General features: G+C 65.1%; 11 protein-coding genes. 9 read left to right on the top strand and 2 right to left on the bottom strand.

Going from position 1 to position 17,586, the window contains the following annotated elements; genetic code table 11:
- Positions 1-11 precede the first annotated feature (11 nt).
- Complete coding sequence (locus H7A76_RS24960) at positions 12-1,106, bottom strand: acyltransferase family protein (RefSeq protein ID WP_185700974.1); 1,095 nt, start codon at positions 1,104-1,106, stop codon at positions 12-14.
- Between the two features lie 254 nt (positions 1,107-1,360).
- Between H7A76_RS24960 and H7A76_RS24955 the strand changes: the two genes are divergently transcribed.
- On the top strand, positions 1,361-3,316 hold the full coding sequence (locus H7A76_RS24955; RefSeq protein ID WP_185700973.1) for a monovalent cation:proton antiporter family protein: 1,956 nt from the start codon (positions 1,361-1,363) through the stop codon (positions 3,314-3,316).
- 59 nt (positions 3,317-3,375) lie between these two features.
- Here the strand turns inward: H7A76_RS24955 and H7A76_RS24950 are convergent, their stop codons facing one another.
- Positions 3,376-4,584, bottom strand: a complete 1,209-nt coding sequence (locus H7A76_RS24950; RefSeq protein WP_185700972.1) for an ammonium transporter — start codon at positions 4,582-4,584, stop codon at positions 3,376-3,378.
- Positions 4,585-4,916: 332 nt separating this feature from the next.
- On the opposite strand from H7A76_RS24950, the gene H7A76_RS24945 reads away from it, so the two are divergent.
- From H7A76_RS24945 to H7A76_RS24910, 8 genes are all read left to right on the top strand, one after another.
- Entirely contained in the window at positions 4,917-5,231 is a 315-nt protein-coding gene (locus tag H7A76_RS24945) for a YqjD family protein (protein WP_085596724.1), read from the top strand.
- 1 nt (position 5,232) lies between these two features.
- Entirely contained in the window at positions 5,233-5,622 is a 390-nt protein-coding gene (locus tag H7A76_RS24940) for a phage holin family protein (protein WP_185700971.1), read from the top strand.
- The gene (locus tag H7A76_RS24935) at positions 5,619-5,960 is read left to right on the top strand and encodes a hypothetical protein (RefSeq protein ID WP_185700970.1); all 342 of its coding nucleotides are present in this window, start codon (positions 5,619-5,621) and stop codon (positions 5,958-5,960) included. The genes H7A76_RS24940 and H7A76_RS24935 overlap by 4 nt, the downstream gene beginning before the upstream one ends.
- 184 nt (positions 5,961-6,144) lie before the next feature.
- On the top strand, positions 6,145-7,476 hold the full coding sequence (locus H7A76_RS24930) for a deoxyguanosinetriphosphate triphosphohydrolase (RefSeq protein WP_185700969.1): 1,332 nt from the start codon (positions 6,145-6,147) through the stop codon (positions 7,474-7,476).
- An 820-nt stretch (positions 7,477-8,296) separates the two neighbouring features.
- A complete protein-coding gene (locus H7A76_RS24925; protein ID WP_185701041.1) occupies positions 8,297-9,940 on the top strand; it encodes a ShlB/FhaC/HecB family hemolysin secretion/activation protein in 1,644 nt (547 codons plus the stop codon).
- Positions 9,941-10,038: 98 nt separating this feature from the next.
- Positions 10,039-14,988, top strand: coding sequence for a hemagglutinin repeat-containing protein (locus H7A76_RS24920; RefSeq protein ID WP_185700968.1), 4,950 nt, complete (start codon positions 10,039-10,041; stop codon positions 14,986-14,988).
- 203 nt (positions 14,989-15,191) lie between these two features.
- Positions 15,192-15,818 carry a response regulator transcription factor gene (locus H7A76_RS24915; protein ID WP_185700967.1) on the top strand — a complete coding sequence of 209 codons (627 nt, stop codon included), beginning with the start codon at positions 15,192-15,194 and terminating at the stop codon, positions 15,816-15,818.
- A 43-nt stretch (positions 15,819-15,861) separates the two neighbouring features.
- The gene (locus H7A76_RS24910; protein WP_185700966.1) at positions 15,862-17,523 is read left to right on the top strand and encodes a response regulator; all 1,662 of its coding nucleotides are present in this window, start codon (positions 15,862-15,864) and stop codon (positions 17,521-17,523) included.
- Positions 17,524-17,586 lie beyond the last annotated feature (63 nt).

Genomic DNA, 17,586 nt, shown 5'->3' with positions numbered 1-17,586 from the left:
GGATTCCCGGTCTACACCGGATCGTAGTGTTTGCGCTTGCCGGCCGAACTGAAGCGACGCTTGCAGTAGGCCGTGGCCCGATCGAGGATCGGCTTCTCGTAGAACTGATAGCCCACCCAGCCATAACAGACCACCGCCGTCATCATCAGCAGCAGGAACAGCAGGTTGTCCACAGGGCTGTCGGGCCAGGCTCCGATCACCTGCCAGGCCCTGCCGATCACCCCCAGCACCAACAGGTGCGACAAGTAGATGGTGTAGGACATATCGCCGGTGGCCGTAAGAAAGGCCGGCATCCGGATCAACTGCCGCCGCTCCAACAGCGCCAGGGAGAGCACCAGGGCGCCGAACGCCAGGCCCACCGCCAGCATCCTCGGCAAGCCTTCGGTGGTGAACAGCCGGTAGCTGTAGATCAACGGGAACCCTACCAGCAGCACCGCCACCAGCGCGCCCCAGGCCAGCCAACTGGGCACCCTGGCGCTGTGCGGTCCGTAGAAGAACAGGGCCAGGGCACTGCCGACGATGAATTCCAGGGCATAGGGATGCAGCATGATCTTCAGGGCCGGGGAATAGTCCTGCCAGTCCTGCAACAGGTTGAAGGCCACCAGCGCCAGCGCCCATAGCAGCAGGATCCATGGCAGCCAACGCTCCTTGAAGAACAGGAGCAGGGTGAACATGAGGTAGAACCACAATTCGAACAGCAGCGACCAGGCCACCATCACCAGCAGCACCCGGTCGTTGGGCAGCAGCAGGAACGACATCCACAGGTTCGAGCCGCCGTGGGAGCTGTTCACCAGCGCCGGCTGCCACAAGTACACCGCCAGGGTGATGAAGAAATACAGCCAGTAGGTGGGATAGATCCGCGACAAGCGGTTGAACAGGAAGCGCTGGGTCTCGACGCTTTTCTGGAAGCGCCCGCGGCTGACGATCACCATCACGAAACCACTGATGACAAAAAACAGGTCGACCCCCAGCTGGAAGAAATCCACGTACACCGGCAACAGGATGTCCCCCCCGGAATACTTGATCTCCACCGACATCATGTGGAACAGCACCACCCCCAGCACGGCGGCCCCACGCAACCCTTGCAGTGAATACAGACGCTCCATAAACCTCTCCGGCTCCTCACTGGTACGGCCCCTATGGACCAGGCTGCCTGAACGTCGCCCTGCGTCGCCACCCGGCCACTTGCCGCCGGGAGCCACTCGCAGCGAACGTTTCTGAGCATAGCGAAGGCTCGTGAAGATGGGACATCTCTGGCGAAAGAATGACCTGGGTCAGCACGGTTTCCTGCCGGTCGGGAGATCCTTCCGATCTTTTTGCCCCTAGGCTTTGCCTGCCCCCCCTTGTCCGGAGATAACCGTTGTTCGCCAACCTGCTGATCATTCTCGCCTCCTCGCTGGTGGTCATTGCGCTGTTCCGGCGCCTGAGCCTGCCGCCGGTGCTGGGTTACTTGTCGGTCGGACTGATGGTCGGCCCCACCGCCCTGGACTGGGTGAACGACAGCGAAGACCTGCCGGACCTGGCCGAGCTGGGGGTGGTGTTCCTGCTGTTCTCCCTGGGGCTGGAGTTTTCCCTGTCGAAAATGCTCGCCCTGCGCCGCGTGGTCTTCGGCCTCGGTAGCCTGCAAGTGCTGTGCACCGGCCTGGTGCTGGGCGGGCTCCTGGCCCTGTTCGGCATGCCCCTGAGCTCGGCACTGATGCTCGGTACCGGGCTGGCCCTGTCGTCCACCGCCATCGTCAGCAAAGAGCTGACCAGCCTGGGCGAGATCTTCAGCAGCCACGGCCAGAATGCCATCGGTGTGCTGCTGTTCCAGGACGTGGTGGCCGTACTGTTGCTGACCCTGGTCCCGGTGTTCGCCGGCAGCGCCGACCAGGCCTGGTACTGGGCCCTGCCCACGACCCTGGGCAAGACCGTGGTGCTGTTCGTCGGCCTGCTGCTGGCCAGTCGCTGGCTGCTGCCACGCCTGTTCCACGAGGTCGCCGCGTCCCACTCCGCCGAACTTTTCGTGCTGCTGGCCCTGGTGATCGTCCTGCTGACCGCCTGGCTCACTCACCTTTTGGGGCTGTCGCCGGCCCTGGGGGCGTTCCTGGCCGGCATGCTGCTGGGGGAAAGCCACTACCGGCACCAGATCGAAGCCGATATCCGGCCGTTTCGCGACATCCTGCTGGGGTTGTTCTTCGTCAGCATCGGCATGCTCATCGACCTGCAGCTGTTCATCGACCACAGCCTGCTGATCATCGGCCTGACCCTGGCCCTGCTGCTGATCAAGGGCACGGTGGTCGCGGCCCTGCTCAAGCTGCGCGGCAGCGACGGCGAAACCGCCTGGCGCAGCGGCCTGGCCCTGGCCCAGGGCGGCGAATTCTGCTTCGCCCTGATGGCCCAGATGCAGTTGAGCCAGATGATCCCGCCCGAGATCAGCAGCCTGCTACTGGCCGCCACCTTCTGCTCGATGCTGCTGACGCCGTTGCTGCTGCGCGCGGCCCCGGTGCTCACGGCGCGCTTGCACCGCAAGCCCAACCAGGCCGCGCAACTGGAAGAAATCAGCGCCCAGAACGCGCAGTTGCAGGGCCACGTGCTGATCTGCGGCTACGGTCGGGTCGGCCAGTCCATCGGCCGTTTCCTGCGCCACGAGCAGCTACGCTACATCGCCCTGGACGACGATCCCGTACGGGTCCAGGAGGCTTCGGCGGCGGAAAGCTGCGTGCATTACGGCGACTGTCGGCGCGGCGACCTGCTGGCGGCGGTCGGCCTGGAGCGCGCGCGGCTGCTGGTGATCGCCGTGGACAAGACCGATATCGCCCTGACCGTGCTCAAGGCCGCCCGGCGCCTGGACGGCAACGTGCCGATCCTGGTGCGCACCCGGGACGACAGCCAGCTGGCGGAACTCAAGGCCGCCGGTGCCAACGAAGTGGTGCCCGAGCTGCTGGAGTCGAGCCTGATGCTCGCCTCCCATGCGCTGATCATGCTGGGCCTGCCCGAGCAGCGGGTGCAGCGCACGGTGGATGAAGTGCGCCAAAGCCGCTACCGGCTGCTCCACGGCTTCTACCATGGCGGGCAAAGCGATACCCAGGACAACCACGAACCACCTGCCGTACAGATGCACGCGGTGAACCTGGATGCCGACGCCCATGCCTGCGACCAGCCGCTGCAAGCCCTGGCCCTGGATCGCCTGGGAGTGGACATCCGCGCCGTGCAACGCCAGGGCCACGACCTGCCGCTGGGTCCGGGCCTGCGCCTGCAAGCGGGCGACCGGGTGCTGCTGTCCGGTCCGCAGAGCGCCATCGAAGCTTGCGAGGCGCGCCTGCTGGGCGGCTGAGCTTGGCGCGCCGTGCCCCCGGTTGGCCCATGGTCAACCGGGGAGCGATGGCGGCTCGCTCACTCCTGGTTGACCGCACCGATCTTGTGCAACGACAGGTCGGCACCGTAGTACTCCTGCTCCTGGCTCAGGCGCAGGCCGCAGGTGGCCTTGATCGCGCCATACACGGCGAAGCCTCCCAGCAGCGCCACCAGCACCCCGAGCCCGGTGCCGAGCAACTGGCTGGCCAGGCTCACGCCGCCCAACCCGCCCAGCGCCGCCTGGCCGAAGATCCCGCAGGCAATTGCGCCCCAGACCCCGCACAAGCCATGCAGCGGCCACACCCCGAGCACATCGTCGATCTTCCATTTGCCCTGGGCGGCGATGAAACACCAGACGAACAGCGCCCCGGCAATGACCCCGGTGCACAGCGCCCCCACCGGATGCATCAGGTCAGAACCGGCACAGACCGCCACCAGCCCCGCCAGCGGCCCGTTGTGCAGGAAGCCCGGGTCGTTGCGCCCGACGATCAGCGCCGCCACGGTGCCGCCGACCATGGCCATCAGCGAGTTCACCGCCACCAGCCCGCTCAGGCCCTGCAGGGTCTGGGCGCTCATCACGTTGAAGCCGAACCAGCCGACGATCAAGATCCACGAGCCCAGCGCCAGGAAGGGAATGCTCGATGGCGCGAAGGCCACCAGCTTGCCGTCGCGATAGCGCCCATTGCGCGGCCCCAGCAACAACACCGCCGCCAGGGCCAGCCAGCCCCCCATGGCATGCACCACCACCGAACCGGCAAAATCGTGGAACCCGGCGCCGAAGCGTTGTTGCAGCCAGGCTTGCAGGCCATGGTTGCCGTTCCACACCACCCCTTCGAAGAACGGGTAGACGAACGCCACGATCACCACCGTGGCGCACAGCTGCGGGACAAAACGCGCACGCTCGGCGATGCCGCCGGAGATAATCGCCGGGATCGCCGCGGCGAAGGTCAAGAGGAAGAAGAACTTCACCAGGCCATAGCCATGGTCGGCACTGAGTACCGCCGCCGGTTGCAGGAAGCTCACGCCGTAGGAGATCCAGTAGCCTATAAAGAAATAGGCCAGGGTCGAGACGGCGAAGTCGCTGAGGATCTTCGACAAGGCGTTGACCTGGTTCTTCTGCCTGACCGTCCCCACTTCGAGGAAGGCGAAACCGGCGTGCATGGCCAGGACCATGACCGCCCCGATCAGGATGAACAGCGTGTTGGAACCGTGGACCAGGGTGTCCACAGCGCTTTGCAGGTTTTCCATGGAGTGGGCAGATCCGCTAATGGCGGTCGGCTTGCCCTGCGGTCGACGCGCCCTGCACCAAATTGGCTCCCGGGCGCGCCGGCAAGCGCATCCAATGAACCGTTTTGGCGCGCCGCACGCCGCACGCGAAACCGCAGGCAAGACAATGACCGGGAGTTGTGGTTGATTCGTCCAGGGCTGACGCGGCTTGCACGCCAGCCCCGCGCATTTTCGGCGCAGGCCCCGGGGCCTGCGCACCAGGACAAAGCAAAAGCTGTACCAGGCAATTTCAGTGAACCTTCATCCGGGGCTCACACTCATAGCTCACACAAGCCACCCAAGGAGGCAGCAGCATGGCCAGCAAAACGGCAAAGACAGCTCAAGAAGTATTGATGGCGGATTTTCAGGCACTGGTCAGCGACACCGAGCGTCTGCTGGAGCACACCGCGACCCTGGCCGGCGACCAGGCCGATGAGTTGCGCGAGCAGATCCACGAGAGCCTGCTCAAGGCCCGGGAAACCCTGCAACTGACCGAGGAATCCCTGCGCCAGCGGGGCCAGGCGGCCGTCACCGCCGCGCAAGACTACGTCCAGGCCAACCCTTGGCAATCGGTGGGAATCGCCGCTGGGGTGGGCTTCCTCATTGGCCTCCTGGCGACGCGGCGCTGATATGGCGCTCGACGAATCCAGCGCATCGGGCAGCGGCCCGAGCGCTTCCTCACGGCGCCTGGGGGCGGCAGTCCTGGGCTTGTTGCACAGCCACGTAGAGCTATTTGGCATCGAACTGCAGGAGCAGAAGGCCCGCACCGTGAGCCTGCTGCTGTTCGCCGGGCTGGCCCTGGTATTCGCCCTGCTGTTGCTGGTGGGGCTGTCGGCACTGGTGCTGATCCTGGTCTGGGACACCTATCGCCTGGCCGGCATCGTCGGCCTGTGCGTGTTCTACGCCCTGGCCGCGCTGTTCTGCGGCCTGCGCCTGAAATCGGCGGTGTTCGATGAGTCCTCGCCCTTCCATGCCACCCTCGAAGAGCTGGCCAATGACCGGGAGCGCCTGTTGCCATGAAGTTGCCTGACATCCCGCAGAACGCCTCGCGCCGAGACATGCGCAAGGCCCTGATCCGCCTGCGCATGGAAATGCACCGCCAGGAGATCCGCCAGGAAACCCGGCAACTGCTGCAACCCCTGCAACGCATGCGCAGCATGGGGCAGAACTGGCAGCAAGGCCTTGGGATCAAGCACGCGCCACTGTGGGGCGTGGCGGTGGTGACCCTGCTGGGCTTTCTCACCGGCAAGGGAGTCCGCAATGGCGCGACCAGCAGCCTGCCCCGCCTGGTACGCCTGGGCTCCAGCCTGCTGCCGTTGATCAAGCTGGTGCTGCAGGGCTCCTCGCGCAAATCCTGAAGCGCCAGCCCCAGCGTCCTCCTCGCCCGGCCATCGAAGCGGCTCCCGGACTCCGGGGGTCGCTCCCGGCCAGCAGCAGATCGTCGATGAATGCCCCGAGGACATTTACCGTCGCGCCCCCTTGCAGCCATGGCCGGGAACCCGGAAGCTGGGCGCTTCACGTTTTCTTCGGAGAGACCCCGCCTTGGATTGGCAGACCCTGCTCAACCGCGAACGCCTCGGAAAGCCAGTACACAGCCCGGAAGAACTGGGCCGTAGCCCTTTCCACAAAGACCACGACCGCATCATCTTCTCCGGCGCCTTCCGCCGCCTGGGCCGCAAGACCCAGGTCCACCCGGTATCCAGCAACGACCATATCCACACCCGCCTGACCCATTCCCTGGAAGTCAGCTGCGTGGGCCGTTCCCTGGGCATGCGGGTGGGCGAGATCCTGCGCGGCGCCCTGCCCGAATGGTGCGACCCCAGCGACCTGGGCATGGTGGTGCAATCGGCCTGCCTGGCCCACGACATCGGCAACCCGCCCTTCGGCCACTCCGGCGAGGACGCCATCCGCCATTGGTTCCAGCAGGCGGCCGGACGTGGCTGGCTGGACGCGATGAGCGAGGCCGAACGCCAGGACTTCCTCAATTTCGAGGGCAATGCCCAGGGTTTCCGGGTCCTGACGCAGTTGGAGTACCACCAGTTCGACGGTGGTACCCGCTTGACCTATGCCACCCTCGGCACTTACCTGAAGTACCCCTGGACCGCGCGCCATGCCGACTCCCTGGGCTACAAGAAACACAAGTTCGGCTGCTACCAGAGCGAGCTGCCATTGCTGGAGCAGATCGCCCACAAGCTGGGCCTGCCGCAACTGGAAGAGCAGCGCTGGGCCCGACACCCCCTGGTATACCTGATGGAAGCCGCGGACGACATCTGCTACGCGCTGATCGACCTCGAGGACGGCCTGGAAATGGACCTGCTGGAGTACGCCGAGGTCGAGTCCCTGCTCCTGGGCCTGGTGGGCGACGACCTGCCGGAAACCTACCGCCAGCTGGGCCCGGGAGACTCGCGCCGACGGCGCCTGGCGATCCTGCGGGGCAAGGCCATCGAGCACCTGACCAACGCCGCCGCCCGGGCCTTCGTCGAGCAGCAGGACGCCCTGCTGGCCGGCACCCTGCACGGCGACCTGGTGGAGCATATGCACGGCCCCGCCAAGCGCTGCGTGCTCAACGCCAAGGACGTGGCTCGACGCAAGATCTTCCAGGACAAGCGCAAGACCCTGCACGAGATCGGCGCCTACACCACCCTGGAGATCCTCCTCAATTCCTTCTGCGGCGCCGCGCTGGAACAACATGGCGGCAAGACCCCGTCGTTCAAGAACCGGCGCATTCTCGACCTGCTGGGTAACAACGCCCCGGACCCAGGCTGGCCCCTGCACAAGGCCTTCCTGCGGGTCATCGACTTCATCGCCGGCATGACCGACAGCTATGCCAGCGAAATGGCCCGGGAAATGACCGGACGCTCCAGCCCGCAATGACCCCCTGCACTGCCGCGGCCTGGTCTTCAAGACAGGCCGCGATAGCCTCGCGACAACCCCGCCAGCAACTAGGGGATTCCCCTAGACCACTATCCACCGGCAGCAGCCGGATACTTGCCAAGCATGCCCATGAACCGGGCAAGAACAGTAGGACTAGATAGCTAGGGAAAACCCTTAGTGAAACTAATTTAACCAACCCAGACAAAAAATAGAGCAACTACTCAGGTCAAATCCCCAACTAGCGAGAAGCACTCATTAGTCCGCTAGTGGATATCCGGCCACCCTCACAGAATTAAACATTTGTTCACCAACTCAACCAAATATCCGACCTTTGGCATTTTGCCATCTCAGCCACAAGCCTTGCCTATCAAGGACATGACGCAAATTTAGTTAGCCTTCTATGCACTTACAATTTAGATACAAATAGTTTTTTTGGTTTCGGATAGTCTCGATTTCAACAGGAAATTTCCCCGCTGAACGCCCCCGAATAAAAATAATTCTGCTCTGCGCTGTAACGTTTCCAGGTCAACTCACTCAACCCTTTTGTCATACCTGAAACTGCACTGATTCATCCGGTACTCACTCAGGAACTGTCACTCTCGAGCACTTGGACATTTGCCCCCGATATAGAGATCGACGGCGCAACATGTTCATAGGGCAGAACTAAAAGCGACGTCACTAGTTGAGCCCGCTGACCGGCTTCTCTGTTGTTCGTCACTTGGTCTTTTTACAGTAAGGATGCCAAGTGCCCCATTCATCGCACACTGTCCGCTCCCTCCTCCCCCGCACCGGCGTGTGGTGCCTGGGACTGCTGTTCGGCATGGCGCAGCTGGGCCCGGCCCTGGCCGACGAGCCGGGCCAGGAAGCCCTGCGCCTGCAACAACAGCAACAACGTGACCTGCAGCAACTGCAACTGGAGCAGCGCCAGCGGCAGATGCAGCGCGGCAGCTTCAGCGCCAGCCCGACGACACCGGAAATACCCCAGCAGCCGGCCAGCGATAGCCGCTGCTGGCCCTTGAGCGGCACCCGCATCGGCGGCGTCAGCCTGTTCAGCAAGACCCGCCTCAACGACTCCATCAAGCCGTACGTGGCGCCGTGCATGGGGGTCAACCAGATCAACCAGCTGCTGGCCGCCCTCACCCGCCTGTACGTCGAGGCCGGCTACATCGCCAGCCGCCCGTACCTGACCAGCGCCCCGGCCGCCGGGCACAGCCTGGACATCCTGGTGGAGGAAGGCTACGTCGAGGCCATCGAACTGGCCGACCAGAGCCTGCCGGTGTCGTTGCGCGGAGCCTTCCCAGGAGTGCTCGGCAAGCCCCTGAACCTGCGCGACCTGGAACAGGGCCTGGACCAGCTCAACCGCCTGCGGTCACTGGACCTGACCGCCGATATCGCCCCCGGCAGCCAGCCCGGCGCCTCGCGGATCATCCTGCGTTCGCGCACCAGTGCCGCGCGCTGGGGCCTGGGCCTGGGCCTGGACAACCTGGGCAGTGCCAGCACCGGTCGCGACCGGCAGTCGATCAACTTCAACCTCGACAGCCCGTTGCAGCTCAACGATGCCCTGAACCTGAACTACAGCGACACCCTCAACCACGGACCGCGCTACAGCCGCAGTTCCAGCCTGTTCTATTCGGTGCCCTACGGCTACTGGACCTACAGCCTGTTCGCCAGCCATGCCGAATACCGTGCGCCGCTCAAGCTGGCCCGCACCACCCTGTACAACAGTGGCCGTACCGACATGTTCAGCGCGCGCGCCGACCGGGTGCTGTGGCGCGGCCAGAGCCACCAGCTCAGCGCCAACCTGCAACTGGCCTACAAGGATGTGGACAGCTATCTGCAAAAGGCCCACCTGAAGATCCAGAGCCCGACCCTGACCGTAGCCGAGGCCGGCCTCAACCTGTTCTGGCTCAACAGCGCGGTATGGAACCTGGATGCCAGCTACGCCCAGGGCCTGACCTGGTTCGGCGCCGACGATGACTCACAGCAAGTGCAACGCAACCTGCCCAAGGCGCAGTTCCGCAAGTACCGCGCCGGCCTCAGCCAGTGGCGCAACGGCCAGCTGGGCGGCCAGCGCTGGCAGTGGCAGAGCCAGTTGGCGGCGCAGTACAGCCCGGACCCGCTGCCAGCCATCGAGCAGCTCTTGGGCACCGACGACTCGGCGGTGCGTGGTTATCGCCTCAACAGTGTTTCCGGCGCCATCGGCGCGGTATGGCGCAACACCCTGCGCCTGCCCCTGGACAACGATCTGCCGGTGAAGCTCACCCCACGCCTGGGCCTGGACAACGGCTGGATCAAGGCCGACCACGGCGCCCAGAGCCGGCACCTGGCCGGTGCCAGCGTGGGCCTGAACCTGGCCTGGAAAAAACTCCAGCTCGACCTCGACTACCAGCGCAACCTCAGTACCCCGCAGGGGCTGCGCACGGAGCCGGAGGTCTGGCTGGCCCGCATCAGCCTGCAGATCTGACCAACCGCCGATTAGCCTGAACCAATCGATGAACCTGGGCACCACGCGCCGTTGCACCGAAGAAAGCGCCGGGCTCAACCACTTAGAACGAGGTTCTCATGCCTGACAACACTAGGTTCCACCTTTCCCCCCAGGGCACCTTGCGCTGGACCATTACCAGCCTGCTGCTGGTCTCCCACCTGCCCCTGGCCCTGGCCAGCGGCATCACCGTGGTCGAGGGCCCGGGGGGCGTGCCGATCCTGCAAGACCAGGGCGGCGTGCCCATCGTCAACATCGTCGCGCCCAACTCCGGCGGCCTGTCCCATAACCAGTTCCTGGACTACAACGTCGGCCAGCAGGGCGTCGTGCTCAACAACGCTTTGTCCCAGGCATCCTCGCAGTTGGTTGGCCAGGTGGCGGCCAACCCGCAGTTCCAGGGCCAGGCGGCCAGCGTGATCCTCAACGAAGTGGTCAGCCGCAATGCCTCGCAACTCAACGGTATCCAGGAAATCGCCGGCAGCGCCGCCGATTTCGTGCTGGCCAACCCCAACGGCATCTCGGTCAACGGGGGCAGCTTCCTCAACACCCCCAACGCCAGCCTGGTGGTGGGGCGCCCGGAACTCGAGGGCGGCAAGCTGCAAGGCTTCACTACCCAGGACGCCCGTGGCCAGCTGGATATCCACAGTGGCGGGCTGCGTAATGAAAACGGCTCGATCGATCTTATCGCTCCACGCATCGACAGCCAGGGCGAACTTGCGGCCCAGAAACAGTTGAACCTGACCGTGGGCCGCAACCAGCTCGATGCCAAGGGGCAAGTAACCCGGGTCGATCCCGCCGGCCATACCCAGGAACAACGCATCGACGCCAGCCTGTTCGGGGCCATGCGCGCCGGGCGGATCAATATCGTCAGCACCGCCGAAGGCGCCGGGGTACGCGTTGGCGCGGTACGGATCGACGGCCGCGATGGCATCAAGCTGAGCTCCGCCGGCGACCTGGACATTCGTGGCCAGGCCGTGGCCAACAGCCTGGACGCCACCCGTGCCGACCTGCGCAGCCAGGGCGATATCGACCTGCATGGCGGCCGCGACCTGGACCTGGCCGCCACCGACGTCAGCGGACGCAACGTCAAGCTCGACGCCGGGCGCAACCTGACCCTGAGCAGCATCGAAAGCCGCAAGCTCCAGGAAAAACGCCAGCAGTGGGACAACAGCACCATCGGCATCACCTGGGAAACCTACGACCGCACCGAGACCGGCAGCGACAGCCGCCAGCACGGCAACAAGGTGGTGGCGCAACAGGATGCCGAGTTGAAGTCCGGCGCCAATACCCGCATCCAGGCCAGCAGCATCGAGGCCGGCCATCGCCTGTCCGCCAACAGCGATGGCGACCTGCTGCTCACGGCTGCCACCGAGACCAATACCCAGCGCGACCAGGGCCAGCACCGCAAGCACCTGTGGAAGGAAACCTGGGATACCGCCAGCAGCGAGCAACGCAGCATCACCAGCCAGCTCAAGAGCGGCAACCAGCTGCAACTCCAGAGCAAGCAGAAGCTGCGCCTGGAGGGTGCCGAGCTGCACAGCCAGGGTGACATCCGCCTGGCCGCCAAGGACGTGGATATCAACAGCGCCAGCCGCCACAGCAGCAGTAGCGAACAACGCTACTCCGGCGACCTGGTGGGCGGTGGCTTCTTCGGCAAGAACGCCGACGGCGACCAGGGCAAGACCCAGAACCAGGGCAGCAAGGTCAATGCCGACGGCAAGCTGATCGTGCAAGCCGACAACGTGCGCATCAGCGGCAGCCAGGCCCGGGGCGGTACCCAGGCCAGCGTCATCAGCGACAACGGTTCGCTGACCATCGACGGCGTGCAGGACACCTCCCACGCCAACAGCCATAGCAAGGACAGCAAGTTCTTCGGCGTGGCCAAGGACGAGAGCCGCCAGCAGGACAAGGCCAGCACCACCGTCGGCAGCCAAGTGCGCTCGGACAGCAACCTCAAGCTGCAAAGCGCCAAGGACCTGGTCGTCAGTGGTTCCCAGGTCAGCGCCAAGGGCCAGCTGGACGCCAGCGCCAAGGGCTCGGTCAAGGTGACAGCGGCCGAGGACACCCAGCACACCAGCAGCAGCTCGCAACAGCGCGGCTTCGATGCCTACGCCAAGCAGACCGCCCCCGGCAGCGGCCAGTACCGGGCCGGCGTGCGCTACCAGGACCAGCAACGCAACGACAGCAGCGACAGCACCCGGCAACAGGCGTCCAGCCTCGGCGGCGCCAGCCTGGCGGTCAGCGCGGGCGAGGACGTGAGCATCCAGGGCAGCAAAGTGGCGGCCACCGCCGGCGATGCCAGCCTGAGCGGCAAGAACGTCGAGCTGCTGGCGGTGCACGACAAGCAAGACAAGCACAGCGACAGCACCACCACCGGCGGCGGCTTCTACTACACCGGCGGCCTGGACCGGGCCGGCAACGGCGTGGAGGTGGCCCATGACAGCAGCCAGGACAGCAGCAGCAAGAGCACCGCGCAAACCAGCAACATCGCCGCCAGCGGCAACCTGACCATCAGCGCCGGCAACCGCCTGAGCACCGAGGGCGCCCAGGTCAAGGCCGGTGACAAGCTGCAGGTCAGTGCCGGGCAGATCGACAACCGTGCCGCGCGCAACAGCGAAAGCAGCCATCACCAGGAAAACAACTGGGCGGTGGATGTCGGCGCCAACGTCGAATACAAGGGCGTGGCCCGGCCCATCGAGAAAGCCGTCCAGGGCGTGGCCCAGCGCAAGTTCCACCAACCCGGGGTGCTCGACGCCCTGGAACAGCCCAACATCGGGCTGGACGTGGATGTCAGCCACCAGAACCGCCAACTCGACACCAGCGCCAGCACTGCGGTGGCCAGCCAGTTGAGCGGTGGCCAGGTCCAGGTCAAGGCCGACGGCCAATTGCAGGACCAGGGCACCCAGTACCGCGCCACCGACGGCGCGCTGAAAATCGATGCCGGCAGCCTGGTGGCCAGCGCCGCCAAGGACACCCACAGCAGCAGCGAGCAGGCGGTGGACGCCAAGGTCGGCGTACGGGTCTACACCAACACCGGTGAAGACCTGAACATCCGTGGCAGTGGTGCCGGCGGCAGCAGCACCGTCACCCGCAGCACCGAGAAGGCCCAGGTGGGCAGCTATGCCGGCAGCCAGGGCGTGGAGATCAAAGTCGCCGGCGACGGCCGTTTCGAAGGCAGCCAGTTCAATGGCGGCCAGGGCGACGTGAAGATCAAGGCCGGCGGCGAGCTGGCGTTGAACCAGGCCAATGACAAGCAGGACAGCAGCCACTCCAGCCTGCGTGGCGATGCCTCGCTGAGCCTGGGCACCCTGCCCGGCAGCAGCGGCACCAACCTCAACGTCGGCGCCGGGGTCCAGCTGGACCACAAGCGCCTGGACCAACAGGACAGCCAGGCACAAGTCGCCAGCATCCAGGGCCAGGGCAAGTTGCAGCTGGAAAGTGGCGGCAACCTGACCCTGCAGGGCACCAAGATCGGCAACGCCGCGCGCCCCACCGGGGATGTCAGCCTCAATGCCGGCGGCAAGCTCGACCTGCAAGCCGCCACCGACACCCACGCCAGCCAGGGCAGCAACCTGGGCGGTGGCTTCACCGCCGGTGGTGGCAAGTCCAGCAGCGAACAGAGCAGCGGCAAGAACGCCAACCTGAGCGCCAACTTCAACATCGGCCGGGTCTCCGAGCAGGACCAGGACCAGCGTGGCGGCCAGGTCTACAGCCAGGGCCAGGTAACGCTCGCCAGCGGTGCTAGCGGCGATTCTGCGATCCACCTGCAAGGCACCCGGATCGACGCCGGCAAGGTGGTACTCGATGCCGCCCAGGGCGGTATCTACCAGGAGTCGGCACAAGCCACCCAGGTCCACAATAACTGGGGCCTGACCCTGGGCGCCGGGGCCAACCTGAGCCAGACCACCCCGACCGACGCCGAGCAGGGCCCGGCGAAGAACGCCCACGGGATCAACGCCCGGGCCAAGATCGACGTCGACCGGCGGCAGAACAGCACCCAGCATGACAGCCTGATCAAGGCCGACCAGGTTGTGCTCGCCAGTGCCGGCAACGTGCACCTGGCCGGCGCCCACATCGACGCCCAGCGGGTCGACGGGGCGATCGGTGGTGACCTGAGCATCGAAAGCCGCCACGACCAGGTGCGCTCCACCCAGGTCAACCTCGACGCCAAGCTCGACGCGGAGAAGAACCAGCCTGGCCTGGTGAGCAAGCTGGCCAAGCCCGCCGGTCCGCTCAAGGACGACCTGCAAGCCAAGGCCGAGAAGAGCTTCGGCAAGCACCGGGAAAAACTCGAGAACGCCGTCGACAAGGGCGTGGACAAGCTCGGCTCGGCCAAGGACAGCCTGGTCAGCCAGGCCGGCAATGCCAAGGAACGCCTGGGCGAAAAGCTCAGCCGCAGCGCCAGCTACGACGTCAACCCCGAGCCTCGCGGCGCCATCGGCAACGGCGTGGACAAGGCCAAGGGCTATCTCGCCGACAAGGCCGACGCACTGGGCAATCGCTTCTCCAGCCTGAAGGAGCGCTTCTGGCCCAGGACCAGCGACAGCTACTCGGTCAACGAGAAGACCAGCACGGGTGCCAGCGTGGCCAACACCACGGAAAACGTGCTGTTCGGCGACAAGAGCGGCAACACCTCCTACACCCCGACCTTGAACCTGAACCTCAGTCACCAGGCCAAGGACAGCGTGCAGCAGGCCTCGAGCATCAGTGGCCGGCAGGGTGTCAATCTGTCGGTGAGCGGTGAAACCAGGCTGACCGGGGCCCGCATTGGCGCCAGCGATGGACGTGTCGACCTCGGCGGTTCGCGAGTCACCAGCACCGCCCTGGCCGGCTCGGACTACCGGGTCGACGCCGGGGTCAACCTGTCCAAGTCGCCGGTCAACCTGGCCCTGGGCAGTGGCAACGAACTGACCCGCAAGCAGGATGACGCCACCCAGAAGGACCAGGTGTTCAACCTGGGCCCACTGCGTGTCGGCGGCCACAGTGACCGCCAACTGCTGCAGGCCGGCATCGACCAGAAAGCCCCTTGAAGCATCGGCCGCCCCCTCAGGGGGGCGGCCTTTGCCGCTCCCTTCCCCGACAAGCTCTTCCTCTGATTACCACCTGCCTGTAATACCTCCCCTTATTCACTGTAGGACCGTTCTCGAATTGGCTCCACGGTCTTTTTCACCACGCCGCCTCCAAGACAGCTGGGCTACTGTTCGGGTTTTCCATTCATCGACAGGAGGCCTGTATGCGCTCGGTACTCATCATCGACGATCATCCCGTCATACGCCTGGCTATCCGTTTTCTCCTGGAGCACGAGGGGTATGTGGTCATCGGTGAGACCGACAATGGCGTCGATGCCCTGCAGATGGTCCGCGAGTCCGAGCCGGACCTGATCATCCTCGACATCTGCATTCCCAAGCTCGATGGCCTGGAACTCCTGGAACGTTTCAGCAGCATGCCCAAGCCCCTCCGGACCCTGGTCCTGACCGCCCAGTCGGCAACGCTGTTCGCCAATCGCTGCATGCGCGCCGGCGCCAGTGGTTTCGTCTGCAAGCAGCAGGATCTGAGCGAACTGCTCAGTGCCATGAGGGCCATCTGCAACGGCTACAACTACTTCCCCAGCCAGGCGCTATTGGCCAACCAGGTGGCGCTGGGCCAGACCCTGGAACTGGCCCAGTTCAATTCGTTGAACGACCGGGAGCTGATGGTCATGCAACTGTTCGCCATGGGCCAGACCAACCAGCAGATCGCCGTGGGCATGTTCCTCAGCAACAAGACCGTCAGCACCTACAAGAAGCGCATCATGCAGAAACTGGCGACCACGTCCATGAACACCCTGGTGGACCTGGCCAAGCGCCACGCACTGATATGAACAGCCTGTCCATGCCACCCTGGCGACCTCGCAGAACATGGCGATGATCGAACTCGTGCTGCAACGACCCATCCCCTGGGGCCTGCTCCTGGTGGCGGGACTGAGCCTGGTCTGGCTATATCGGCAGTTGCGCCGCAGCCAACGTTCGCTGCAGGCGGCACTCCAGGCCGCTGCGGACCTGGAAGCCGGCAAGCAGCAGGCCGAAACCGCCAGCCGCGAAAAAAGCCGGTTCCTGGGCAATATCGGTCATGAGATCCGGACGCCGCTCAATGCCTTGGTCGGCCTTCTGGAACTGGTACTGCGCCGGAGCCAGCCACTGGACCCAAATCGCTCCTCCCTGGAGCTGGCGCTGGGCGCCGCCAGGGATCTACGGGAGCTGCTGGCAGATCTGTTGGACGCCACCCGGATCGAATCCGGGCAGATGTCACTCAACCCGGACTGGGTCCACCTGCGGGACTGCGTCGACCCGGTGATGGAGATGTTCCAGGTCCTGGCGCGGCGCAAGCACCTGGGCCTGTACCTAGAGTTCAACGCCCCGGAACCCGAACCCCAGGTATTGATCGATGCCCTGCGTTTCAGGCAGGTGCTGAGCAACCTGCTGAGCAATGCGATCAAGTTTACCCACCAGGGTGAAGTCCGGGTCAGGCTGCACTTGCAAGCCGACACCCGGCCGGATCAGTTCCGGCTATGCCTGCGAGTGCTGGATACCGGGCTCGGCATCGCCGAGGAACAACGTCAGCGCGTGCTGCTGCAACCCTTCGCCCAATCCACCACGGCCGGCCAGTCGGCTCGCGATAGCACCGGGCTGGGCTTGCCCATCAGCCACCACCTGTGCCAACAGATGGGCGGCAGCCTGACCCTGCACGGGCGCAGTGGCCCCGGCACCGAGGCGCGGGTTGGCTTGACCCTGGCCGGCCGCGAGACGCCCGCCCCAACGATAGAGGAACCGGCACGCCAGACCGCCAGCCCACCGCTGGATATCCTGCTGGCGGACGATCATCCGGCCAGCCTGGTACTGCTGCAGGGGCAACTGGAGTACCTGGGACACCGGGTCACCTGCGCCGAGGATGGCGCACAGGCCTACAGGCTATGGCAGGCCGGGGACTTCGACCTGCTGATCGTCGACTGCAACATGCCTGGGATGAACGGCTACCAGCTGACCACCGCCATACGCCGCGACGAGGCGCGGACGCAACGCCCGGCCATCAACGTGATCGGCTACAGCGCCAGCCACGAGCAGGAGACGGTCCGGCAATGCCTGGAAGCCGGCATGGACGATTGCCTGTTCAAACCCCTGGGTATCAACCTGCTGGGCCGAAAACTGGCAATGATCGCCCCATTGCCCAGGGCCGCTTGCTTCAATATGACCGCCCTGCAAGCCCTCACCCGTGGCGAGATCTCGTTCGCCTTACGCATGCTCAGGGAACTGCTGCAATGCTGCCACGACGATCGGCGGATGCTGGGACAGATCGCCGTCGGTAACCAGGACGAACTGCGGGCCCTGGCCCACAAGGTCAAGGGCTCGGCGTTGATGGCCGGGGCTAATGCCCTGTACCGCTGCTGCGAGGCCCTGGAGCAGGCCTGCCAGGATGACAGCGGGATCGACACGCTCGACACCCGGGTGCGCGACCTCGACTTGGCCCTGGTGCGATTCAGCCAGACGCTGCACCAGCACATCGAATCCCTGCGCCAGCCTGCCGCCTGACAGCCGCCAGCCCTGCACTTCACTTCACTTCACTTCACTTCACTTCACTTCACTTCACTTCAC

This window comes from Pseudomonas sp. MSSRFD41, from assembly GCF_014230245.1.
Taxonomy (GTDB): Bacteria; Pseudomonadota; Gammaproteobacteria; order Pseudomonadales; family Pseudomonadaceae; genus Aquipseudomonas; species Aquipseudomonas piscis.
This window is presented reverse-complemented; position numbering and strand designations above follow the sequence as displayed.

Coding starts and splice junctions, on each gene's coding strand:
- H7A76_RS24960 (WP_185700974.1), bottom strand. CDS start 1,106: ATGGAGCGTCTGTATTCACTGCAAGGGTTGCGTGGGGCCGCCGTGCTG.
- H7A76_RS24950 (WP_185700972.1), bottom strand. CDS start 4,584: ATGGAAAACCTGCAAAGCGCTGTGGACACCCTGGTCCACGGTTCCAAC.
- H7A76_RS24945 (WP_085596724.1), top strand. CDS start 4,917: ATGGCCAGCAAAACGGCAAAGACAGCTCAAGAAGTATTGATGGCGGAT.
- H7A76_RS24940 (WP_185700971.1), top strand. CDS start 5,233: ATGGCGCTCGACGAATCCAGCGCATCGGGCAGCGGCCCGAGCGCTTCC.
- H7A76_RS24935 (WP_185700970.1), top strand. CDS start 5,619: ATGAAGTTGCCTGACATCCCGCAGAACGCCTCGCGCCGAGACATGCGC.
- H7A76_RS24925 (WP_185701041.1), top strand. CDS start 8,297: ATGGCGCAGCTGGGCCCGGCCCTGGCCGACGAGCCGGGCCAGGAAGCC.
- H7A76_RS24920 (WP_185700968.1), top strand. CDS start 10,039: ATGCCTGACAACACTAGGTTCCACCTTTCCCCCCAGGGCACCTTGCGC.
- H7A76_RS24915 (WP_185700967.1), top strand. CDS start 15,192: ATGCGCTCGGTACTCATCATCGACGATCATCCCGTCATACGCCTGGCT.
- H7A76_RS24910 (WP_185700966.1), top strand. CDS start 15,862: ATGATCGAACTCGTGCTGCAACGACCCATCCCCTGGGGCCTGCTCCTG.